This is a genomic window from Flavonifractor sp. (genome assembly GCF_019422385.1).
GTDB lineage: Bacteria > Bacillota > Clostridia > Oscillospirales > Oscillospiraceae > Flavonifractor > Flavonifractor avistercoris.
In genome coordinates, this window is record NZ_JAHZDL010000040.1 from 1 (window position 1) to 21,295 (window position 21,295).

Here is a 21,295-nt window from a genome sequence, read left to right on the forward strand (position 1 = left end):
TCGAGTGGTGGTTCGCCTGGCACAGCCTGGAGGATCTCCGCTACCGCATCTGGGATCCCGAGGATCACTACTACGCCCGCCAGCAGAACCGGGCCAAGACCCTGGATCAGAGCCTGCCCATGCGGGAGCGCACCTGGGGCACCTGCCACCACGTGAAGGAGGACATCGGCGGCGGCCCGGACGAGCTGATCCTGGAGTTCCGCTATCCCCACGAGCTGGGCTACGAGGAGGAGAAGGTGGGCACCGACGCCTGCGCCGCCCTGATTTGTGCCAACGGCCACGGGCCCGTGCCCGGCCAGGGCGTGGCCGCCATCATGACCCACTTTGTGCGGGAGATCCCCGGCGGCATCGAGCTGCGCTCCCGGTTCTGGATCGGCTACGGCCTGGTGGACGGGCAGCTGGTCAAGCTGGTGCCCGACGGCGTCTCCGTGCCCCCCGAGGTGCCCATGGGCCTGTTTGCCCACAACCTGAAGGAGTTCGGCCACCTGGCCACCATCCTGCCCCAGGTCTACGCGGAAAACAAGGACAACTGGTAATCGACTGTTCGAGGAGGAACCGACTATGTGCAAAAAGAGTAAATTCCCCCTGGTATTCAACATCTTCCTGGCCTTCTTCATCACCCTGGTGGTGACCCTCTTTGTCCAGGCCGGGCAGGGCACCCTGTCCGTGCCCACCTTTGTGGTGGGCATGATCCAGGGCTTCTGCCTCAACCTGACCCTGGAGACCATCATCGATCTGCCCGCCATGGGCAACAGGTTCGTCAAGGCCGTGGGCATCAAGAACCCGGGCGGCGCGGCCGCCTACTTTATCCGCACCCTGGCCATTGTGTTCGTCATCGTGATCCTCATGAGCTTTATCCTCATGTTCTGCGAGGCCGGCTTCGCCCTGGGCGGCGCCTTCTTCGGCTTCTGGATCACCAAGGTGCCCGCCATCTTTGTGGTGGCCTATGTCACCGCGCTGATCGCCATCGCCCCCTCCATGAAGGCCTCTATGGCCATCTGCTCCAGGGAGGGCTGAGCCCATCCGGCTGCAAACGCACAGACGCCGCGGAAGCTGCGCTTCCGCGGCGTCTGTGCGTTTGCCTGTTAGATCTCCATGTCCAGCAGATAGGAGGACAGGCCCTTGCCGTGCATGTCCACGGACAGGGAGCGGGTCACGCCGCCGCCCAGGGCGGCGTACATGACGAAGTTGAGGGCGTGGATGTTGGGCAGCTCATAGCGAACCACCTCGCCCTTGACCATGCCCTTGAAGTGCTCCTTCACCTTCTCGGCGGTGACCTTCTCACGGAGCAGCTCATAGTCCTTGGGGTCATAGGCGATGAGGGAGATATTGGAGATGTTGCCCTTGTCGCCGGTGCGGGAGTGTGCGATATCCCAGAGTTTCATGACTCAACGCTTCCTTTCTGTACCAGAATCAGACTTCAAACAGCTCGACCTCGGGCTTGACATCGTTGCGATCCACCAGGATGGAGGCCACGGAGACGATGTCGCGGGTGCGCTTGACGGCGCCGCAGCCGCCGGCGGGGCCGTTGGTGTACAGGGCCTCCACCTCGTTGGGCACCAGGTCGGCGACGGCCTTGGTCTTGGCGCGGCCGGCCACCCGGACGCGAACCTCGCTGGGCTCCTGGTTGTATTTGTAGTCCGGGTTCCAGTACAGGCTGTTGCAGCCGATCAGGTCGAACTTCAGCTCGTCGAACTGGCCGGGGGCCACCAGCTCCAGCCGCTCCTTCACGATGTCCAGAGCCAGCTTGGCGCGCGCCAGGCAGCCGGGGCCGCCGTAGCTGATCTCGCCGTCGCCGATGAAGCAGTCCTTATAGCCGATGGAGCACTTGAAGGTGTCGGTCTTGGGCTTGCCGGTGGCGCCCTCCACCTGAACCTTGTCCTTCTCCACCTCGGTGAACTTGACCTGCTTGAAGTCGGCCACCACGTCGGGGGTCAGGTAGTTCTCCGGGTCGTGAATCTCATAGACGATCTGCTCGGAGCAGGTCTCCACGGTGACCATGCCGCCGGCCTCGGGCACCTTGGTGACGAAGAAGGAGCCGTCCTCGGCGATCTCCACGATGGGGAAGCCCAGGTGGCCCACGCCGGGCACGTCCTTCTTGCCGGGCTCGGCGAAGTAGCCGCCGGTGACCTGGCCGCCGCACTCCAGCAGGTGGCCCATCATGGTGCCCTTGCCCAGCTTGTCCCAGTCCTCCAGAGACCAGCCGAACTCGTGGATGGCGGGGGCCATGAAGATGGCGGGGTCGGCCACGCGGCCGGTGATCACCACATCGGCGCCCTGATCCAGGGCCTTCAGGATGCCCTCCACGCCCATGTAGGCGTTGGCGGAGACGATCTCGCCGGGCAGCTTGGACAGAGGCTCGTGGGTCTCCCACACCTCGGTGTCCATGTACTTGTCGATGACGGGCAGCAGATCATCGCCGGTGACACAGGCGATCTTCATGCCGGTCAGGCCGTGCTTGCGGGCGATCTCCACGCACTTCTTGGCCGCGGCCTGGGGGTTGGCGGAGCCCATGTTGGTGATGAGCTTCACCTTGTGCTTCCAGCACAGGGGCAGGGCCTTCTCCATGCGGTGCTCCAGCAGGCCGTTGTAGCCCTTGGTGGGATCCTTCAGCTTGGCCTGCTGGCCGATGGCGATGGTGCGCTCGGCCAGGCACTCGTAGCTGATGTAGTCCAGATTGCCCTTCTCGATGAGCTCCAGGGAGGGCTCCAGGCGGTCGCCGGCGTAGCCCGCGCCGCTGCCGATTCGGATGGTTTTCATTGCGCAGCTTCTTCCTTTCAAAGATTGTTAGGAGGGCGCGGCGCTCCGGCGGACTGTGGCCCGCAGGGCCGCCGCGCCCAAGGTCAGACAGGGATTCAGATGGTGATGCCGCCGGTCAGAACGGCCACAACCAGCATGACCAGGGAGACCAGCCACAGGATGGGGATAGTCTTCTTCTGGTGCTCGCCCAGATCCACGCCGGCCAGACCCACCAGCAGGAAGGTGGAGGGGGTCAGCGGGGAGACGGGGAAGCCCACGGTCATCTGGCCCAGGATAGCGGCCTGGCCTACGTTGACACCGGCCACGCCGAAGCCCTCGGCGGTCTGGGCCAGCACGGGCAGCACGCCGTAGTAGAAGGAGTCGGGGTCAAAGAGCAGGGAGGCGGGCATACCGATGATGCCCACGATGACGGGGAAGAACTTGCCCAGGGAGTGGGGGATGATGGACACCAGGGTGTTGGCCATCTCGGTGATCATGCCGGTGCCGGTCATGATGCCGCAGAAGGCGCCGGCGGCAAAGAGCACGGAGCACATCATGATGGCGCTCTTGGCGTTGGCATCCACACGGGCCTTGGTGTCGGCCACCTTGGGGTAGTTGATGACGGTGGCCAGCACGTAGAAGATCATGAACACCACCGCGGGGGCAAAGCCGGAGAACAGCAGGGTGACGATGGCGGCGATGATCAGGATGATGTTGACCCAGAACAGGTGGGGACGGGCCAGCTTCTTCTCCTCTTCGGTGAGCTCGGCCATCTTGAACTCGGCGCTGGTCAACTTGACGGTGCCCAGGCGGGCCTTCTCACGGGCGCCCAGCAGGGCGGACAGAACCACGTCCAGGGCCAGGCCCACCAGCACAGCGGGGAGCACAGGCATGAACAGCTCGCTTACCACGTCCACGTTCAGGGCGGTGGCGGCGCGGATGGTGGGGCCGCCCCAGGGCAGGATGTTCATGGTGCCGGCGGACATGGCCACGATGGTGGCCAGGGTGGTGCGCTTCATACCCACGGCGTCATACAGGGGCACCAGCGGGGGCACGCAGATCAGGAAGGTGACCGCGCCGGAACCGTCCAGGTGGACGATCATGGCCAGGATGGAGGTGCCGATGGCGATCAGGATGGGGTTGGTGCCCACCAGCTTGGTGATGCCGCCGATGATGGGGCGGAAGGTGCCGGCATCGGTCAGGATGCCGAAGAACAGGATGGAGAAGATGAACATGACGCCGGTGGCGGCCACGGACAGCAGTCCGTCATCGCCGGCGATCATCCCTCCAAGGCTCTTGACGTTGGCCGCGAAGTTGACCACCCCAGGGGCGCCCTCCGGGTCAGTGACGATAAACGCGCAGGCGATGATGCCGGTGATCAGGGGAACGATGATCAGGGCCACCGCAGGCGACGCTTTCTTGGTCATAATCAGGATAAGCATGGCTATGACCGTGATGAAACCAAGTGCTGCTAGCATGTAGAGACCTCCTCTTTTGAATTGGCAACCTCTCCAATGTTGCCTGTATATGCCTATATGCAAAGCGGATGCCAAAAGAGGAAGAACAATAAAAAAATTTTTCAAAGCCTTGGGGCGCAAGGGGATGCGGCGGCGGCGGCGCCCCGGGGGCAGCCGGGGCGCACAAAAAGGCTGTTCTAAAATTCTGGAAATAAACCAAATGGTCACCTTTGGCGCGCTCCCCGCACCCCCTGAAACTGTTGTGATTCTAAATTTTTAGAATGGATTTCCAGGATTTTAGAACTATCCGTTGAGCTTGTTGTACAGGCTGGCCAGGGAGATGCCCAGCTGGGCGGCGGTCTTCTTTTTGCCCTCCAGTCCGGCGCCGTTCTTGTCCAGCAGGCGGCGGATCTCCCGCTTTTCAAAGTTCCGTGTCCTCTGGGCCAGGGTGAGGCCGGCGTCCTCGCTCCGCCGGATCAGATCGCTGGGCAGGGCGGCCCGGCTGATCACTCCGGAGGGGGTGAGATAGGCGGAGAACTCCAGGGCATTGCGCAGCTCCCGCACGTTGCCCGGCCAGTCGTGGGCCTGGAGGCACTCCACCGCGTCGTCGGTGAGGGTGAAGGGGCGGCGGAGCCTGTGTCCCAGCTCGTCCAGGATGGTGCGGGCCAGCAGCGGGATATCGCCGGGCCGCTCCCGCAGGGGCGGGATGTGCAGGGCAAAGGTGTTGAGGCGGTAGTACAGATCCTTCCGGAATTTCCCCTCCGCCACATAGTCGGGCAGGGAGGCGTTGCAGGCGGCGATCACCCGCACGTCGGCCTCCAGCTCCTTGACCGCGCCCACCGGGCGGAACCGCCGCTCCTGGAGGACGCGCAGCAGCTTGGCCTGGAGCCCGATGTCCATTTCGGAGATCTCGTCCAGAAAGAGGGTGCCGCCGGCGGCGGCCTCGAAGAGGCCCATCTTGCCGCCCCGCTTGGCGCCGGTGAAGGCGCCCTCGGCATAGCCGAAGAGCTCCGACTCCAGCATGTTGGCGTTGAAGTTGGCGCAGTTGATAGCCACAAATACCCCGGCGGAGCGGGCGCCGGCGTTGTGGATGGCCTGGGCGTAGAGCTCCTTGCCCGTGCCGCTCTCCGACTCCAGCAGCACCGTGGCATCTGTGGCGGCAATGCGCTGGGCCAGCTCCTTCACCTGCATGGCCTCCGGGCTGACGGCCACAATGTCGTCAAAGGTGTACCGGGCGCCGTTGGCCCTGTTGAGGCGGCGGAGCACCTGCTTGCTCCGGGCCTCCGCCGCCTCCAGCTCCTCCTTGGCCTGGTAGGCGTCCTCCAGAAAGGTCACCACCGACACGCCGCCCTTCAGCTCCCCGTCCTCGTAGATGGGGTACATGTTGACGAAGTAGAAGTCCTGGATCTCCTGGCGGGTGATGTGGAGGATGGGCTTGCCCACCTCCAGCACCCCCGGCAGCCGGGCGCCGGGGCGCAGCTCCCGGAGCTTGCAGCCCTCGATGGGGCCGATGTCCCCTCCGGCCTCCTTGTTGAGGAACTCCCGGTAGGCCCGGTTGCCGAAGACGATGCGCCCCTCGGTGTCGATGATGGTAATGCCCTCCCGCATGGCGTCAAATACCGCCCGGGCGTCATCACTCAGGTACATGGCGTTTCCCCCTTTTCAACGCCTGCTGCAACGCCTGCCGAACAAAGCCGAAGGCCTTGAACAGCAGGGCTTTCAGCTTTGTTCAGGCGCAGGGGTTTGGGCTGTTTTGGCCCAAACTCCTGTGTCTCCGGCGGCGGCATATCCGCGCTACCGGAGGATGCATTGCAGCAATGGCTGAATTCTTCCCGCAAGCGCTGAAATCCGCGCTTGTGGGAAGAATTGCGCGGCTGTGCCGTGCAAATAAACCGCAAAGCGGTTTTAAAGCAGGCATTATTATAATACAGATGCCACAGGGCCACAAGGGGGCTGTCCGATTCTGGACGTGTCACGGCCGGCCTGACATATGACGGAGCCCGGCCGCAGAAAACTGTGGCCGGGCTCTGAAACAGCCTGCCGGAAAAGTCCTTGCGGACTTTTCCGGCAGGCTGCTGAATTACTCAGACATTCTGAAAGGGCTTCATGGCATCTGCCTCTATCTGACCCGTTTCCCGTTGAGGAACACGGCCCGGACCTCCCCGTTCCAGTCGAAGGGGTGGCCGCTGGTGACCACCACGTCGGCGTCCTTGCCGGGGGTGAGGGTGCCCACCCGCTTGGAGATGCCGGCGATCTCGGCGGCATCCCGGGTGATGGCGGCCAGGGCGTCCTCCGGCTCCATGCCGCCCCGCACCGCCATGGCGGCGCAGAGGGGGAGGTACTGGATGGGAGTCTCCGGGTGGTCGGTGCAGATGGCCACCTTCACCCCGGCGGCGCGGAGCCTGGCGGGGTTGGACAGGGTCTGCCCCACCAGCTCCGGCTTGGAGCGGTCGGTAAGGCACGGGCCGGTGATCACCGGTACATTGGCCTGGGCCAGCAGCTCGGGCACCAGATAGCCCTCGGTGCCGTGAACCACCACCAGCTTCAGGCCGAACTCCCCGCTGATGCGCACGGCGGTGGCGATGTCGTCGGCCCGGTGGGCGTGGAAGTGGGCGGGCAAGGCGCCGGTGACCACGGGGGCCAGGGCCTCCAGCTTGGCGTCGTAGTCGGGCACGTCCTCGTCGGGATCCTCCTCCGCCTTGGACTGCTTGTCCTGGTACTCCTGGGCCTTGGCCAGGTTCTCCCGGATGATGGCCGCCGTGGCCATGCGGGTCACCGGGGTCTCCTTCCGCTCGTTGTACACCGACTTGGGATTCTCCCCCAGGGCAAATTTCATGGCAATGGGGGCCTTGAGCACCATCTCGTCCACCCAGCGGCCGTCTGTCTTGAGGGCGGCAAACTGCCCGGCGATGGGGTTGGCCGAGCCCGGGCCGGTGAGCACCGTGGTCACGCCCCCCTCCCGGGCCTCCCGGAACCCCCGATCCAGGGGGTTCACCCCGTCGACGGCCCGCAGCTGGGGGGTGCAGGGGTCGGTGGACTCGTTGCCGTCGTCGGCCTCAAAGCCCAGGGCGTCTCCGAACAGGCCCAGGTGGCAGTGGGCGTCGATGAAGCCGGGGAGGATGTGCCCCCCCTCCGCGTCCAGCACCTCACCGCTGTACCCGGCGGGCAGGGCCTCCATGGGCCCCACGGCGGCGATCTTGTCCCCCTCCAGCAGCACAAAGCCCCGGGGAATCACCGGGGCGTCCATGGGGTGTACCACCCCGTTTTGAATGAGCATGGGCCGTTTCCTCTCTTTCGACAAAAGTTCTGTTTGACAATTTCTGGAAAATGCGGTATAGTTACCTCACAGCTTATCCAATAGGCGAGTGTGAGTCCAATTACCCCTGCAAATTCCATTCTCCCGCACACATCTCTGACTTGGGCGCCCCCGAGGGGGCGCCCCTTCTTTTTCCCGCGGGGGGCTAGGGCTATTCGTCCAGGGTGTACTGATCCACCAGGATCACGTCCCGCTCCAGATAGTGGCCGGAGCGCCAGATGCGCAGGGAGAGCACATCCCCCACGGACAGGCTGTCCTTGAGGGCCTGGAGCTGCTCCATGGTGGTGATGGTCTCCCCATTGGCCTCCACGATGATGTCGCCGGGGAGGATGCCCTGCATCTGAGCGTCGGAGCCCTCCCGCACGGTCTGCACCGCCACGCCCTGAGGGCCGTCGAAGCCGGCGGCCATCTCCGCCGTCACCGTGTAGCCGGTGATGCCGATGGTGGGCCGGTTCTCCACCTGACCGTATGCGATGAGGGCGTCCACAACCTCCTTCACCGTGGTGGTGGGGATGGCGAAGCCCAGGCCCTCCACCGTGCTGTCATAGCCCTCCATTTTCAGGTTGGTGATGCCCACCACCTGGCCGTGGTCGTTGATCAGCGCGCCGCCGGAGTTGCCCGAGTTCAGGGCCGCCGTGGTCTGGAGCAGGGACATGGTGTACCCGTCCACATTCACGTCCCGGTTGATGGCGGAGATGATGCCGTCGGTCATGGTGCCCCGCAGCTCCTCCCCCAGGGGGTTGCCGATGGCCACCACCGGATCCCCCACCACCAGCAGGGAGGAGTCCCCGAACTGGGCGGGGGAGAGGCCGTCACATTCGATTTTCAGCACCGCCAGATCGCTGGGCACATCCCGCCCCACCAGCAGGGCGTCGAACACCCGCTCGTCCTGGAGCACCACCTCCAGCCGGCTGCTGCCCTCAATCACGTGGGAGTTGGTGATGATGTACCCGTCCGCGGACAGGATGACGCCGGTGCCCAGATTCATGCCGCTGTCCAGATAGCCCCGGATGCTGACGATGGAGTCGATGCACTCCTGATAGATCTCCTGGAGGCTGTGGGCCTCCCCGTCGGGCAGGGGGGAGATGGTGAGGGTGGTGCCGTCCCCGGTGGGGGCCCGCTCCACGGTGGTCTCCGCCGGCTGCGGCGCCTCCGTCTCCTGGGAATAGGGGGCGCGGAAGCTGGGCTCATCCCGGAAGAGGGCCTCCGGCGCGGAGCCCTCCCACAGGCCCAGCAGAGCTCCGGCCCCCACCAGCAGGGCGCTGAACAGGAGCATCAGCAGGACGGCCGCCAGGCCGCCCCGCCGCCGCCCGGGCCGCCGGGGCGGCGGCGGGGTGCGGGGCGGGGGAGATGGGGCCCCCGCCTGCTGGTCGTAATAATAGCCGCGCATAGGGGCCTCCTTTTCGCCGTTTTTCGACTTGTGCCGGCGTAACGAATCCGGCTCTTCTATGGTGCCAGAGGCTGCTTCCCGGGGGGCCTCGCAGAGTTCCGCCGTCCGGAGACGGCGGAATCAAATCCAAATCGTTTTTCCCGGTGACATGCGCATCGGGAAAAACACCTCCCGGCCCCCCAGTGTGAGGTCTGACCGCCACAGGCGGCCAGACCTTGCGCGCAGGGGGCCGCAGCCCTCCTCGAAAAAGCGGCATCGCCGCTTTTTCGACTTATGCCAGGGTCAGGGTGAACACAAACTCGGTGACGCCGTCCTGGCTGGTGACGCTGATGTTTTCCTTGTGGTTGTTGAGGATGGTCTTGACGATATACAGGCCCAGGCCCACCCCGTCCCGATCCACGCTGCGGGACTTGTCGCTCTTGTGGAAGCGGTCGAAGATCATGGCCAGCTCGTCGGGGGGGATGGTCTGCCCCTGGTTGCGCACCGCCACGTGGGCCTTGCCCCCCTTGGTGGTGATGGAGATGCCCATGGTGCTCCCCTCGTCGGAGAACTTGATGGCGTTGTCCAGCAGGTTGTAGCACACCTGTGTGATGGCGTCGGGATCCCCCCACACCTCCACCGCCCCGTCGGGCAGCTGGGTGTCCACATCCAGATGGCGGGCGTTGATCTTGTTCTCCAGGCTCACCAGCACCCGCAGCATCACCTCGGACACGTCAAACTGCTCCTGGGCGGTGATGTTCTCCGTCGACTGGAGCCGGGACAGGTCCAGCATCCGCCGCACCAGGCGGGACAGCCTCCTCGTCTCGGAGGAGATGGTCTGGAGGGCCGCCCGCTCCTTGTCCGGCGGGATGGTGCCGTCCAGAATGCCGTCGGAGAAGCCGGCAATGGTGGTCATGGGGGTCTTGAGCTCGTGGGAGATGTTGGCCACAAACTCGCTGCGCTTCTCCTCGCTCTTGGCGATGGAGTCGGCCATGGCGTTAAAGGCCTCGGCCAGCTCTCCCACCTCGTCCCTGCGCCTTTCATAGCCCCGCACCCGGGCCTCGTACTCCCCGTGACCGAACTTGCGGGTGGCCTCGGCGATCTCTTTCAGAGGGTTGGTCAGGCGCAGGGAGGTGATGGAGCTGGTGATGAAGGAGATGCACAGCACCACCACGGCGGTGAAGAAGAAGATGGAGATGAAGGCCTGCCACAGCTCGGTGATGTCGGAGGTTCGGGCCGCCATATAGGCCGCCCCCACCACGGTCTGCTGGGTCTGGCCGGTGAAGGGATCCACCGACTTGACCACGATGGGCGTGCCCGAAACAAAGCGGCGCTCCGGAAACAGTCCGCCCAGGGAGCTCATGCCGCTGTAACCGCCGGACTCCAGCACGGTCTGCATCACGGACTGGGGCAGGTGATCCACGGCCAGGCCGTCCTGAATGGCGTCGCCGCTGCCGTCGGCGTAGAGCACCAGGGAGCCGTCGGAGTCCGCGATGATGACCACGGCGTTGGCGATGCGGGCGATGTTGGCGATATAGATCTGATAGACCTTGCTCTGGGTTCCGATGCCCTGTTCCTGGGTGGAGCCGGTGAAGCTGGCTACATCATCCACGTTGCGCTCCATGGAGTTGCGGGTATCCTGGATGGTGTAGCGGTAGGTCAGGGCGATGAAGGAGGTGCCCAGCAGGGCAAAGGAGATGAGAATCATTCCCGCCGTCAGCAGGAACTGCCGGCCGTACAGGCTTTTCATTGGGGACTCACGACCTCGAACTTATAGCCCACGCCCCAGACGGTCTTGAGGCTCCACTGGTCGCTGACGCCCTCCAGCTTCTCCCGCAGGCGCTTGATGTGCACGTCCACCGTCCGGGAGTCGCCGAAGTAGTCGAAGCCCCACACCTCGTCCAGCAGCTGGTTGCGGGTGAACACCCGGTTGGGGGAGGCGGCCAGGTGGTAGAGCAGCTCCAGCTCCTTGGGGGGCGTATCCACCCGCTTGCCGTCCACCAGCAGCTCGTAGGAGTCCAGGTTGATCACCAGCTTGTCGAAGGAGAGCTTCTTCTCCCCGGTGCCGTTCTCGTCCCCGCCGAAGCGGCGGAGCACCGCGTGGATGCGGGCCAGCACCTCCTTCATCTCGAAGGGCTTGACGATGTAGTCGTCGGCGCCCCCCTCCAGGCCGGCCACCTTGTCCTGGGTCTCCCCCTTGGCGGTGAGCATGATCACCGGGGTCTTGTCGTTCTCCCGGATCTTCTTGAGCACCGACCAGCCGTCCATCACCGGCAGCATGATGTCCAGCAGCACCAGGTCGGGGTGGAAGGAGCGGAACAGCTCCACGCCCTTGCCGCCGTCGTTGGCCACCACCGTCTCAAAGCCCTCCTTCTCCAGATAGAGGTGGAGCAGCTCCGCAATATTGGTGTCGTCCTCCACAATCAGAACCTTTTTCGCCATAGCGCACCGTCCTTTTCTATGCGATTCCCGGCAGAATCATTCCTGAGTCCCTATTATACAGCCCTTCAGCCCGGCATGGATGAATATTTTGTAAAAGCGGCGCCCGCCTACTCCACATAGGCGCGGTCGATCTGGATCACCGCCTGATAGGCGGGATCCAGGGCGCTCACCGCCTGGCGCAGGCGCTGGAGCACCTCCTCGTCGGTGAGGCGGCACTTGTGGGGCACCACCGCGTCAAAGATCACGTTGGTGTGGGTGGGGCCCCGCACCACCCGGAAGTCGTGGATGGTCATCTCCGGCTCCACCACCCGGGCCAGGTCGGCCACCTGCCGCCGCAGCTGGTTGACCTTCTCGTCGGCGGTGGCGATGGGATCCATGTGTACCGTGGTCTCGATGCCGAATTTCTCCTTGATCTCCCGCTCGATGTGGTCGATGGCGTCGTGGGCGTCCAGGATGTCGGCGTCCTGGGGCACCTCCGCGTGGAAGGAGCACAGCCGCCGGCCGGGGCCGTAGTCGTGGATGATCAGGTCGTGCATGCCCACCACCTGGGGGTGGGAGAGCACCAGCTCCCGGAGCTGCTTCACCAGCTCCGGGTCGGGGCTCTCCCCCAGCAGGGGGTTGATGGTGTCCTTGGCGGCCCCCCAGCCGGAGCGGAGGATGAACACCGCCACCGCCAGGCCCACCCAGCCGTCGATGTTCACGTGGGCGAAGCGGTTCACCAGGGTGCCCGCCAGCACGGCGGCGGTGGCCACCGCGTCGGAGAGGGAGTCGGCGGCGGTGGCCGCCATGGCCGCCGAGCCGATTTTCCTCCCCAGGCCCCGGTTGAACTGCCCCATCCACAGCTTCACCAGGATGGAGGCCGCCAGGATGCCGGTGGACACCAGGGAGAAGTCCACCGCCTCCGGCCGGAGGATCTTGCCGATGGAGGAGCGGCCCAGCTCCACCCCCACCAGCAGGATCATCAGGCTTACCAGCAGGCCGGCCAGATACTCCATCCGGCCGTGGCCGAAGGGGTGGCCGTCGTCGGCCTTCTGCCCCGCCAGCTTGAAGCCCACCAGGGTCACCACCGACGAGCCCGCGTCGGACAGGTTATTGAAGGCGTCCGCCGTGATGGAGATGGAGCCGGTCATCAGCCCGGCAAACAGCTTCCCCGCCGACAGCAGCAGGTTGAGCACAATCCCCACCGCCCCGGACAGGATGCCGTACCTCTCCCGCACCGCCGGATCCGTCACATTGTCGCAGTCCTTGATGAACAGCCGCACCAGTCCCATGCCAAAGCCCCCAGATTCAGGAAATCAAATTCAGGTTTCCTAACATTATCCCACGGCGGGGCCGCCCCGTCAAGGGGAGGGAGGGCGGCGGCCTCAGACCCCCGCGTCCTGGAGCAGCTTCTGCCGCTCCTCCTCCAGCCCCCGCTGCTCCCCCGCCAGCGTCCCGTCCATCCCCTCCAGCTGACGCAGGGCGCTCAGCACCCGCATGTGAACCTCCGACACCCCGGCCTGGGCGTCGTGGATCCTGGACTGGACGTACCAGTCGGCAAACAGGCCGTCGAAGAAGTAGTCGGCGAAGGTGGCAAACTCCCCGATGTGCACCTGGGGTATGTCCATGTGCTGCACGTCGGCCAGCTCGGTGCGGAACCGGGACAGGCAGTTCTGGGCGTAGCCGATGCCCGCCTGGGCGTCGTCCAAGTGCTCGTGCTTGGCCATGGTGGACAGCAGGCCGCCGCCGAACATGTCCCAGGTACCCCAGTCCTCGGCGCTGTCCAGGCTGTTCAGCACGGAGGACAGGGCCGTCTCCGCCGAGCGGCCCGCGGAGATGGCCTCCCCCACCTCCCGGCGCTGGCTCTCCAGCTCGTCCAGCCGCTGATCCAGCTCGGTGAGCCGGGCGCCGGCCTCCCCGCCCATCTGCTTGAGCAGCTCCCCCTTCTCCTCCAGCAGGGCGTCCCGCCGGATGCGGTCGATGCGCAGGCTGTCCTTTTCCCCCAGCACCGCTCTGATGCGCCCGTCGATGTCCTCCAGATCCCGCTGGGCCTGGTCGTACTGGAGCTTGGCCGCCAGGGCCTCCCGCCGCTCCTGGGACAGGCGGGCCTCCTTGTCGCCGGTGATGGAGAGCAGCAGGGAGCGCAGGCCCCCCTTCTCCAGCTTGTCCACGTCCTCCTGTTCCTCCCAGAACACGCGGCTGGTGTCCATCACCCGCTGCTCCCGCTCCGCCCGCTGCTCCTGGAGATCCTTCAGCTGGGCCTCCAGCTTGCTCTGCCGGGCCAGGGCCTCGTTCAGCTTCTTCAGCTCTCCGTTGATCTCGTTCAGCCGCTCATTCATGTCCGTTGGCTCCTTTCCAAAATCCGCCGGGCCGCCTGCTCCGGCGTCAGCTCTGAGGTGTCGATGTGTTGGGTATGCAGCTCCCGGTACAGGGGCAGGTAGGCCAGGGCCCGCTCCGCCGCGCCGGCATCCCGCCGTCCGGCGGCGATGTCCGCCCCGATGCGGGCGCGCAGCACCTCCGGCCGGCACACCAGGGAGATGGGCCGCACGGTGCATCCGGCGGTGTCCACCTGCTCCAGCAGGGTGTCCAGGATCTCCTGCCGGTGGAGCACCCAGGCCAGGATCACGTGGTCGCAGGCGGAGCAGCGGAGGAACCGGTTCAGCAGAAGGGCGATGTTGCCCAGCACCAGCTCCTTCGTCTCCTCCGTCACCCGGAAGGGGTGCATGTCCCAGCACCAGTCCCCGTCCAGAAACACGCTGTTGTCCAGCAGCAGCTTCAGCGCCTGCCCGGCGGCGGTCTTACCCACGCCCATGGGCCCGCCGATCAGATACAGGGTTTTCACCGTCCCGCCCCCTCTCTCAGACCATATTCTACGATATGCGAACCAAAAGCGCAAGGAAATCGGCTGGACTTATGGCTTGAAATCGCGTAAAATATCCATATCCTATCTGAACAAAGGAGCATCCTATGGAACCCATCATACAGATCCTGGCCAAGGAGCTGGACAAGTCTCCGGAGCACGTGGAGAACGTGGTGCGCCTCATCGCCGAGGGCAACACCATCCCCTTCATCGCCCGCTACCGCAAGGAGCTCCACGGCGCCATGGACGACACCGCCCTGCGCACCCTGGCCGACCGGCTGCAATACCTGCGCAATCTGGACAAGCGGCGGGAGGAGGTCAAGTCCGCCATCGAGGGCCAGGGCAAGCTGACGGAGGAGCTGTCCGCCGCCATCGACGCCGCCGCCACCCTGGCGGAGGTGGAGGATCTCTACCGGCCCTACAAGCCCAAGCGCCGCACCCGGGCCACTGTGGCCCGCGAGAAGGGGCTGGAGCCCCTGGCCCAGCTGCTCTACGCCCAGGAGAAGGACGGCCCCGCCCCGGAGGATGCCGCCGGGGACTATGTGGACGCCGGGAAGGGCGTGGAGAGCGCGGAGGACGCCCTCCAGGGGGCGGGCGACATCATCGCCGAGTGGATCTCCGACGACGCGGACATCCGCAAGGGCCTGCGGGAGCTGGTGTGGCGGAAGGGCTATCTGGTCTCCGCCGCCGCGGCCAAGGAGCCCGAGGACACGGTGTACCGCCTCTACTACGACTTCAAGTCCCCCCTGAACCGGGCCATGGGCCACCAGGTGCTGGCCATCAACCGGGGCGAGCGGGAGGAGATCTTAAAGGTAAGCGTGGAGATGGACCGGGAGGCCGCCCTGATCCCCATCCGCCGCGCGGTGCTCCGCCCCGGGGCCCCCGCCATGGCCTTTGTCCGCGCCGCCGCCGAGGACGCCTACGACCGCCTGATCTTCCCCTCGGTGGAGCGGGAGATGCGCAATCTGCTCACCGAGAACGCCGACGAGGGGGCCATCCACAACTTCGCCCTCAACCTGAAGCCCCTGCTGATGCAGCCGCCGGTGAAGGGGAAGGTGACCATGGGCCTGGACCCCGGCTACCGCAACGGCTGCAAGGTGGCGGTGGTGGACGGCACCGGCAAGGTGCTGGACACGGCGGTGGTCTACCCCACCTTCAGCGAGAAGAAAAAGCAGGAGGCCATCGACGTGCTCGCCCGGCTCATCAAAAAGCACGGGGTGGCCCACATCGCCATCGGCAACGGCACCGCCAGCCGGGAGACCGAGCAGATGACGGTGGAGCTCATCCGCCAGGTGGGCGGCGGCGTCAGCTACATGATCGTCAACGAGGCGGGGGCGTCGGTGTACTCCGCCTCCAAGTTGGCCGCCCAGGAGTTCCCCGACTTCGACGTAAACCTGAGAAGCGCCGTGTCCATCGCCCGGAGGCTCCAGGACCCCCTGGCCGAGCTGGTGAAGATCGACCCCAAGAGCATCGGCGTGGGCCAGTACCAGCACGACATGCCCCAGGCCCGGCTGGACGAGACTCTCTCCGGCGTGGTGGAGGACTGCGTCAACGCGGTGGGGGTGGATCTCAACACCGCCTCCGCCCCCCTGCTGTCCTACGTGGCGGGGCTGAACAACACCACCGCCAAGAATATCGTGGCCTACCGGGAGGAGAACGGCGCCTTTACCGGGCGCAAGCAGGTGCTCAAGGTGCCCAAGCTGGGCCCCAAGGCCTTCGAGCAGTGCGCCGGCTTCCTGCGGGTGCCGGAGAGCAAGAATGTGCTGGACCACACCGGCGTCCACCCGGAGAGCTATGAGGCGGCGGAGAAGCTGCTCTCCCTGTGCGGCTACTCCCTGAACGACGTGGCCGCAGGGGGCATCGGCGCCCTGCGGGACCGGGTGAAGGAGAAAGGCGAGGCGCAGGCCGCCCAGGCCTGCGGCGTGGGCGTGCCCACCCTGCGGGACATCGTGGCCGAGCTGATGAAGCCCGGCCGGGACCCCCGGGACGAGCTGCCCAAGCCCATTCTGCGCACCGACGTGCTGGAGATGAAGGATCTGAAGCCGGGCATGGAGCTCACCGGCACGGTGCGCAACGTGATCGACTTCGGCGTGTTCGTGGACATCGGCGTCCACCAGGACGGGCTGGTCCACATCTCCCAGCTGGGCGCCCCCCGGCGGGTGCGCCACCCCTCCGAGGTGTGCGCCGTGGGGGACATCGTCACCGTCTGGGTGCTGGAGGTAGACGAGAAAAAGAAGCGGATTTCCCTGACCATGAAAAAGCCCCAGTAGGGCGGGGCTTACCCCCGCCCCATCGACATACCATAATCACCAAGGAGGCGCTTTCCGTGAAAACCATCGGACTATTGGGCGGCATGAGCTGGGAGAGCACGGTGACCTACTACCAGCTCATCAACGAGGCCGTGAAGGAGCAGCTGGGCGGGCTCCACTCCGCCAAGCTCGTGCTCCACAGCGTGGACTTTGACGAGATTGAGAAGTGCCAGTCCAGCGGCGACTGGGCCCGCAGCGGCGAGATTCTGGGAGAAGCCGCCGCCGGGCTGGAGCGGGCCGGGGCGGACTTCATCCTCATCTGCACCAACACCATGCACAAGGTTGCCGGAGACGTGCAGGCCCACATCTCCGTGCCTCTGCTCCACATCGGGGAGGTGACCGCCCGGGCCCTGCTGGACAGGGGCATTCACAAAGCCGCCCTGCTGGGCACCCGGTACACCATGGAGCAGGACTTCTACAAGGACAAGCTGGCGGCGGCGGGCATCGAGGTGCTCATCCCCGGCGCCGGCGACCGGGCGGAGCTCAACCGCATCATCTTCGACGAGCTGTGCGTGGGGAAAATTCTGCCCCAGTCCCGGGAGAAGTTCAAGGCCGTCACCGAGGCCCTGGCCGCCCAGGGGGCCCAGGCTGCCATTCTGGGCTGCACCGAGATCGGCCTGCTGCTCAAACCGGAGGACACCCGGGTGCCCCTGTTCGACACCACCGTCCTCCACGCCGCCGCAGCGGTGGAGCGGGCCCTGGAGGGGGAGTAACCGTGATTCTCAGCTTTGACCAGGCGGGCGATCTGCTGGACGAGATGGCGGAGGAGTTCCCGCCAGAGTTTTACGAGGAGCTCAACGGGGGCATCTCCCTGCTGCCCGAGGCCAAGGAGGATCCCGAAGGGGAGCCCGGCGAGCTCTACATCATGGGCGAGTACTGCAACGACATGATGGGCAAATACATCAACCTCTACTACGGCTCCTTTGCCGCCCTGGCCAGACTGGAGGACTGGACGGAGGAGGACTGGGAGGACGAGCTGTACACCACCCTGGCCCACGAGTTCACCCACCATATCGAGGGCCGGGCCGGGGAGCGGGGCCTGGAGATCAAGGACGAGCAGTTCATGGAGGAGTTCCGGGCCGGGCGGGAGGAGTAAGCGCCCTGCCGGCATCCACGCAGAGAAAAAGAAAAGGAGACGTGCCCATGCAGGAACAGAATGGAGCGGTCAAGCAGCGGAGGGGGCCGGGCTTTCTCCGGTACATTCCCGTCAAAATCATTCTGACCATAGCGATTCTCGCGGCCGTGTTCGGGGCGGGCGTCGGGGTGCGCAGTGTGCTGGTGTCCGGGAACAAGCTCACCAGGCTGGGCTTTGAGGACATCGGCGAGCTGGCCACCCAGGCGGCCTACTGCACCGAGGTGAACGTGACCGAGGGGGCCCGGGAGCTCTTTGGCCTCACCATCCCCTTTACCCAGAGCAAGTACGTCTACAGCTACGACGTGGTGATCAAGGCAGGCCTGGACTTCGGGGACATCGACTGGACGGTGGGAGAGGACACCATCACCGTCCGCCTGCCGGAGATCCGGATTCTCAGCAGCGAGATCGACCTGGACTCCTTCCGGGTCTATGTGGAAAACGAGAGCATCTTCCGCCGCATCAGCCTGGAGGAGAACAACGAGGCCATGAAGGCCCTCCAGGCGTCGGCCCAGGAGAACGCCGTGGCCAACGGCCTGCTGGACAACGCCCGGGCCAACGCGGAGACCATCCTCACCGGCTTTTTCGCCGGGGAATACGACCTGTCACAGTACACACTCCGTTTTGTGGATCAATAAAAAGCACAAAAAAATCCCGGTATGCGGTGCATACCGGGATTTTCTATTCTGCCTGTTCTGTCTGCGGCTCCTGGGTGATCTCCCCGCCGTCCAGGGGGACGGCGTAGACCGTGCCGTCCTCCGTCCGCTGGAAGCGCCAGGCCGTCCCGTCCCCGCTGAGGCCCAGGGAGGAGAAGCCCGCACCGTCGGCCTCCGTCAGGCCCAGGTGGGACAGCAGGGCCTCCAGCGCCCCGGCCTCGTCCAGCTGGGCCGCGGCGGGATCGATCATCATGGTGGTGATCCCCGCCTCTCCGCCGGCCGTATCCGTCTTCGGCTGGGCGGTGCCGCCGGGCTCCGCCATCCGCTCCGTACTGCCGGTTCCGCCGCTGGTTTTGCTGCCCGCCCGGGGACTGGCCGCCTCTGCGGAAGAGGTTCCCCCAGAGGGCTGCTCCGCAGAAGGAGCCTGTGCGGCAGGGGTCTCCGCCGAGGGCGCTTTCGAGGCGGGAACCTCCGCGGCAGGGGCCTCCTGGAGGGCGGCCTCCGGCGCCTGGGCGGCATCTGCCGCGGGAAGCTCCGTCCCGGCGGGGGCGTCTGCCGTCGCGGGCATGGAGGTGCCGCCGCTGTTCAGGGCGGGCAGGGCGGCCCGCCCGCCGAGGAAGACCAGGGCGGCCACCGCCGCCACCGAAACCCAGGCTTTCCACCGCCGGGGCTTTTTCTGCTCCCGGGCGGGGAAGGGGACGGTCTTTTCCGCCCGCACCGCGTCCATGATCCGTTCCTTCAGCTCCGCCGGGGGCTCGGGTGCCAGGGTGGGGAGGAGCTGGTGCAGGGACGCAAGGTCGGCGTCCAGCGCCCGGCATGCCGGGCAGTGCTCCAGATGCTTTTCCAGCCAGTCCTTCTCCTCCGGGGTCAGCGCCCCGTCCAGCCCGGCGCTGATGAGCTCCAGGGCCCTGTCACAGTCCGTCATACCGTCTCCCTCCTTTCTGCCTGTTTTGTCTGTCAGCCTTTAGACGGCGTTTCTCCGAAAAAGTTCCCCTGTTTCGTCAAATAGTTCCGCAGAGCCAGCCGGGCCCGGGCGATGCGGGACTTGACGGTGCCCTCCTCCACGCCCAGCAGGGAGGCGATCTCCCCGTAGGACAGGCCCTCCAGCTCCCGCAGCACCAGCACCTGCCGGTGCTCCTCCGTCATCGCGGCCAGGCCCGCCCGCAGGGTATCCCGCAGCTCCCGCTGCTCCGCCTGCCGGTGGGGGCTGTACCGCTCGTCGGGCAGCTCGGCCTGCCGGGCCTCCTCCTCGTCGTCCAGGGAGACGGTCATGGACAGGCCCGCCCGCCGCTTCTCCCGCCGGAGGAAGTCGATGCACGCATTGCTGGCCAGCCGGTAGAGCCAGGTGGAGAAGGAGCTCTCCCCCTGGAATTTCTTCAGCCCCCGCCAGGCGTTGAGAAAGGCCTCCTGGCTCAGCTCCAGGGCGTCGTCCGGGTTGCCCGTCATGCGCAGGGTCAGGTGGTAGATGCGCTTCTGGTTGGCCTCCACCAGGGCGGCGAAGGCGTCCTCGTCCCCGGCACGGGCCCGCTGTACCAGCTCCTGTTCCTCTGTCACGCCTTTCTCACCTCCCGGTGTGATGCCCCTCCGCACTCTCGAAGGAATTCCGTCTTTCCGTCCTGTAGGGCGCGGCATCCCTGACGCGCCGCTTATGAATCTCTCAGATCCCGCTTGATGCCCGCGGTGATGCGGTCAATGTCCTCCAGGGTGGAGATTTTGCTGATCTGTTCCTTGTAATAGCCCGCGTAGGGCACGCCCTTGAGATACCAGGCGTAGTGCTTCCTGGCCTCCAGGCAGGCGATGTGCTCCCCCTTCTGCCCGGCGGAGAGGCGGAACTGCCGCACCGCCGTGTCGCACCGCTCCGCCAGGGGCGGCAGGGGCGGGATCTCTTTCCCCTCCAGGGCGGCCTGGGCCCGCTGGAAGATCCACGGGTTGCCGAAGCAGCCCCGGCCGATCATGGCCATGTCCGCCCCGGTGTACCGCAGGATATGGGGGGCGTCCTCCGGCTCGAACACGTCGCCATTGGCGATGACGGGGATGTTCACCGCCTCCTTCACCGCACGGATGTAGTCCCAGTTGGCCCGGCCGGCGTACATCTGCACCTTGGTGCGGCCGTGGACGGCCACGGCGGCCACCCCGGCCTCCTCCATGGCCTGGGCGAACTCCACGCAGTTGATGGAGCCCTTGTCCCAGCCCAGGCGGAATTTCACGGTGACGGGGCGGCCCCCCGCCCCGCGGATCACCGCCTCGGCCACCTTCACCGCCAGCTCCGGCGTGCGCATCAGCCCCGAGCCGTCGCCGGAGTTGGCCACCTTGGGCACCGGGCAGCCCATGTTGATGTCGATGATGTCCGCCCCCGACTTCTCGGCGGCGATGCCGGCGGCCTGCTCCATGCAGGCAGGGTCGCTGCCGAAGAGCTGCACCGCCGCCGGGTGCTCCCCCTCCCCCAGCTGGAGCAGGGGAATGGATTTTTTGTCCTGATAGCACAGGGCCTTGGCGCTGACCATCTCGGTGACGGTGTAGCCCGCCCCCAGCTCCCGGCACACCGTCCGGAAACCCAGGTCGGTCACTCCGGCCATGGGAGCCAAAGCCAGCTTTGTATTTATGTTGATTTTGCCTATTTTCACGGTATCCCCCGATGTGATATAACTAATTTGCGCGGTTGAGCGTATCATACCACAAAGACGGCGCTTCGGCAAGGTATGGAATGGCCGCGTTCCGGCGATCCTAAGAATATAAACAAAAGGAGTTTTTACCATGGATAAGTATGTCTGCGACATCTGCGGCTATGTGTACGACCCCGCCGAGGGCGATCCCGACAACGGCGTGGCCCCCGGCACCCCCTGGGAGCAGGTGCCCGACACCTGGGTGTGCCCCCTGTGCGGCGTGAAGAAGGAGCACTTCTCCAAGCAGTAAGCCGAGACCGGGCCCCGGAGCGGAACAGACCGCTCCGGGGCCTTTTTTCGACCCGGGCGGCCCGGCGCCTGTAGGAGTACAATACATATTGGACAGGAGAATAAAAAAGGATGAAGGATAAGG

21 protein-coding genes are annotated in these 21,295 nt (G+C 65.6%); 7 read left to right on the forward strand and 14 right to left on the reverse strand.

The window, feature by feature from the left end; translation table 11 throughout:
• On the forward strand, nucleotides 1-536 hold a 536-nt coding region (locus QZ378_RS06870; protein ID WP_291257756.1), incomplete at its 5' end, for a phloretin hydrolase.
• Between the two features lie 25 nt (nucleotides 537-561).
• Nucleotides 562-1,017: a hypothetical protein gene (locus QZ378_RS06875; protein ID WP_291257757.1), complete on the forward strand. Its 456-nt coding sequence runs from the start codon at nucleotides 562-564 to the stop codon at nucleotides 1,015-1,017.
• A gap of 68 nt (nucleotides 1,018-1,085) precedes the next feature.
• Here the strand turns inward: QZ378_RS06875 and QZ378_RS06880 are convergent, their stop codons facing one another.
• The 11 genes from QZ378_RS06880 to QZ378_RS06930 form a co-directional block, all read right to left on the reverse strand.
• On the reverse strand, nucleotides 1,086-1,385 hold the full coding sequence (locus tag QZ378_RS06880; RefSeq protein WP_087240832.1) for a hypothetical protein: 300 nt from the start codon (nucleotides 1,383-1,385) through the stop codon (nucleotides 1,086-1,088).
• A gap of 28 nt (nucleotides 1,386-1,413) precedes the next feature.
• Nucleotides 1,414-2,760, reverse strand: a complete 1,347-nt coding sequence (locus QZ378_RS06885) for an acyclic terpene utilization AtuA family protein (protein ID WP_191385092.1) — start codon at nucleotides 2,758-2,760, stop codon at nucleotides 1,414-1,416.
• 95 nt (nucleotides 2,761-2,855) lie between these two features.
• Complete coding sequence (locus QZ378_RS06890) at nucleotides 2,856-4,217, reverse strand: citrate:proton symporter (RefSeq protein WP_087240828.1); 1,362 nt, start codon at nucleotides 4,215-4,217, stop codon at nucleotides 2,856-2,858.
• Between the two features lie 282 nt (nucleotides 4,218-4,499).
• Nucleotides 4,500-5,843 (reverse strand): sigma 54-interacting transcriptional regulator, encoded by a 1,344-nt coding sequence (locus QZ378_RS06895; RefSeq protein ID WP_191528876.1) that lies wholly within the window; start codon nucleotides 5,841-5,843, stop codon nucleotides 4,500-4,502.
• Nucleotides 5,844-6,315: 472 nt separating this feature from the next.
• Nucleotides 6,316-7,473 carry an amidohydrolase gene (locus QZ378_RS06900; RefSeq protein WP_191528877.1) on the reverse strand — a complete coding sequence of 386 codons (1,158 nt, stop codon included), beginning with the start codon at nucleotides 7,471-7,473 and terminating at the stop codon, nucleotides 6,316-6,318.
• A 190-nt stretch (nucleotides 7,474-7,663) separates the two neighbouring features.
• Entirely contained in the window at nucleotides 7,664-8,902 is a 1,239-nt protein-coding gene (locus tag QZ378_RS06905) for a trypsin-like peptidase domain-containing protein (protein WP_291257758.1), read from the reverse strand.
• Between the two features lie 271 nt (nucleotides 8,903-9,173).
• On the reverse strand, nucleotides 9,174-10,631 hold the full coding sequence (locus QZ378_RS06910; RefSeq protein ID WP_291257759.1) for a HAMP domain-containing sensor histidine kinase: 1,458 nt from the start codon (nucleotides 10,629-10,631) through the stop codon (nucleotides 9,174-9,176).
• Nucleotides 10,628-11,323 (reverse strand): response regulator transcription factor, encoded by a 696-nt coding sequence (locus QZ378_RS06915; RefSeq protein ID WP_291257760.1) that lies wholly within the window; start codon nucleotides 11,321-11,323, stop codon nucleotides 10,628-10,630. Before QZ378_RS06915 ends, QZ378_RS06910 begins: the two co-directional genes overlap by 4 nt.
• Before the next feature lie 107 nt (nucleotides 11,324-11,430).
• Complete coding sequence (locus QZ378_RS06920) at nucleotides 11,431-12,594, reverse strand: cation diffusion facilitator family transporter (protein ID WP_191380193.1); 1,164 nt, start codon at nucleotides 12,592-12,594, stop codon at nucleotides 11,431-11,433.
• A gap of 93 nt (nucleotides 12,595-12,687) precedes the next feature.
• Nucleotides 12,688-13,641: a hypothetical protein gene (locus QZ378_RS06925; protein ID WP_291257761.1), complete on the reverse strand. Its 954-nt coding sequence runs from the start codon at nucleotides 13,639-13,641 to the stop codon at nucleotides 12,688-12,690.
• Nucleotides 13,638-14,144, reverse strand: a complete 507-nt coding sequence (locus QZ378_RS06930; RefSeq protein ID WP_291257762.1) for an AAA family ATPase — start codon at nucleotides 14,142-14,144, stop codon at nucleotides 13,638-13,640. The genes QZ378_RS06925 and QZ378_RS06930 overlap by 4 nt, the downstream gene beginning before the upstream one ends.
• A gap of 125 nt (nucleotides 14,145-14,269) precedes the next feature.
• Here QZ378_RS06930 and QZ378_RS06935 point away from each other — a divergent pair, with 125 nt between their 5' ends.
• From QZ378_RS06935 to QZ378_RS06950, 4 genes are read left to right on the forward strand one after another with little or no spacing between them, the layout of a single operon-like run.
• A complete protein-coding gene (locus tag QZ378_RS06935) occupies nucleotides 14,270-16,432 on the forward strand; it encodes a Tex family protein (RefSeq protein WP_291257763.1) in 2,163 nt (720 codons plus the stop codon).
• Nucleotides 16,433-16,488: 56 nt separating this feature from the next.
• Entirely contained in the window at nucleotides 16,489-17,184 is a 696-nt protein-coding gene (locus QZ378_RS06940; RefSeq protein ID WP_291257764.1) for an aspartate/glutamate racemase family protein, read from the forward strand.
• Between the two features lie 2 nt (nucleotides 17,185-17,186).
• Nucleotides 17,187-17,567: a metallopeptidase family protein gene (locus QZ378_RS06945; RefSeq protein WP_291257765.1), complete on the forward strand. Its 381-nt coding sequence runs from the start codon at nucleotides 17,187-17,189 to the stop codon at nucleotides 17,565-17,567.
• 47 nt (nucleotides 17,568-17,614) lie between these two features.
• Entirely contained in the window at nucleotides 17,615-18,241 is a 627-nt protein-coding gene (locus tag QZ378_RS06950) for a DUF4230 domain-containing protein (protein ID WP_291257766.1), read from the forward strand.
• 43 nt (nucleotides 18,242-18,284) lie between these two features.
• On the opposite strand, the gene QZ378_RS06955 is transcribed toward QZ378_RS06950, so the two are convergent.
• The 3 genes from QZ378_RS06955 to dusB form a co-directional block, all read right to left on the reverse strand.
• Entirely contained in the window at nucleotides 18,285-19,184 is a 900-nt protein-coding gene (locus tag QZ378_RS06955; protein WP_291257767.1) for a zf-HC2 domain-containing protein, read from the reverse strand.
• 32 nt (nucleotides 19,185-19,216) lie between these two features.
• Nucleotides 19,217-19,813, reverse strand: a complete 597-nt coding sequence (locus QZ378_RS06960; RefSeq protein ID WP_191380275.1) for an RNA polymerase sigma factor — start codon at nucleotides 19,811-19,813, stop codon at nucleotides 19,217-19,219.
• Nucleotides 19,814-19,905: 92 nt separating this feature from the next.
• On the reverse strand, nucleotides 19,906-20,883 hold the full coding sequence (gene dusB / locus QZ378_RS06965) for a tRNA dihydrouridine synthase DusB (protein ID WP_291257768.1): 978 nt from the start codon (nucleotides 20,881-20,883) through the stop codon (nucleotides 19,906-19,908).
• Between the two features lie 130 nt (nucleotides 20,884-21,013).
• On the opposite strand from dusB, the gene rd reads away from it, so the two are divergent.
• A complete protein-coding gene (gene rd / locus QZ378_RS06970) occupies nucleotides 21,014-21,172 on the forward strand; it encodes a rubredoxin (protein WP_087237931.1) in 159 nt (52 codons plus the stop codon).
• Nucleotides 21,173-21,295 lie beyond the last annotated feature (123 nt).

What these genes read in the sequence shown, in the direction of transcription:
- QZ378_RS06925 (WP_291257761.1), bottom strand. Translation starts at nt 13,641, where the DNA reads ATGAATGAGCGGCTGAACGAGATCAACGGAGAGCTGAAGAAGCTGAAC.
- QZ378_RS06895 (WP_191528876.1), bottom strand. Translation starts at nt 5,843, where the DNA reads ATGTACCTGAGTGATGACGCCCGGGCGGTATTTGACGCCATGCGGGAG.
- QZ378_RS06950 (WP_291257766.1), top strand. Translation starts at nt 17,615, where the DNA reads ATGCAGGAACAGAATGGAGCGGTCAAGCAGCGGAGGGGGCCGGGCTTT.
- QZ378_RS06890 (WP_087240828.1), bottom strand. Translation starts at nt 4,217, where the DNA reads ATGCTAGCAGCACTTGGTTTCATCACGGTCATAGCCATGCTTATCCTG.
- QZ378_RS06885 (WP_191385092.1), bottom strand. Translation starts at nt 2,760, where the DNA reads ATGAAAACCATCCGAATCGGCAGCGGCGCGGGCTACGCCGGCGACCGC.
- QZ378_RS06875 (WP_291257757.1), top strand. Translation starts at nt 562, where the DNA reads ATGTGCAAAAAGAGTAAATTCCCCCTGGTATTCAACATCTTCCTGGCC.
- QZ378_RS06955 (WP_291257767.1), bottom strand. Translation starts at nt 19,184, where the DNA reads ATGACGGACTGTGACAGGGCCCTGGAGCTCATCAGCGCCGGGCTGGAC.
- QZ378_RS06915 (WP_291257760.1), bottom strand. Translation starts at nt 11,323, where the DNA reads ATGGCGAAAAAGGTTCTGATTGTGGAGGACGACACCAATATTGCGGAG.
- QZ378_RS06910 (WP_291257759.1), bottom strand. Translation starts at nt 10,631, where the DNA reads ATGAAAAGCCTGTACGGCCGGCAGTTCCTGCTGACGGCGGGAATGATT.
- rd (WP_087237931.1), top strand. Translation starts at nt 21,014, where the DNA reads ATGGATAAGTATGTCTGCGACATCTGCGGCTATGTGTACGACCCCGCC.
- QZ378_RS06935 (WP_291257763.1), top strand. Translation starts at nt 14,270, where the DNA reads ATGGAACCCATCATACAGATCCTGGCCAAGGAGCTGGACAAGTCTCCG.
- QZ378_RS06905 (WP_291257758.1), bottom strand. Translation starts at nt 8,902, where the DNA reads ATGCGCGGCTATTATTACGACCAGCAGGCGGGGGCCCCATCTCCCCCG.
- QZ378_RS06920 (WP_191380193.1), bottom strand. Translation starts at nt 12,594, where the DNA reads ATGGGACTGGTGCGGCTGTTCATCAAGGACTGCGACAATGTGACGGAT.
- QZ378_RS06880 (WP_087240832.1), bottom strand. Translation starts at nt 1,385, where the DNA reads ATGAAACTCTGGGATATCGCACACTCCCGCACCGGCGACAAGGGCAAC.
- QZ378_RS06900 (WP_191528877.1), bottom strand. Translation starts at nt 7,473, where the DNA reads ATGCTCATTCAAAACGGGGTGGTACACCCCATGGACGCCCCGGTGATT.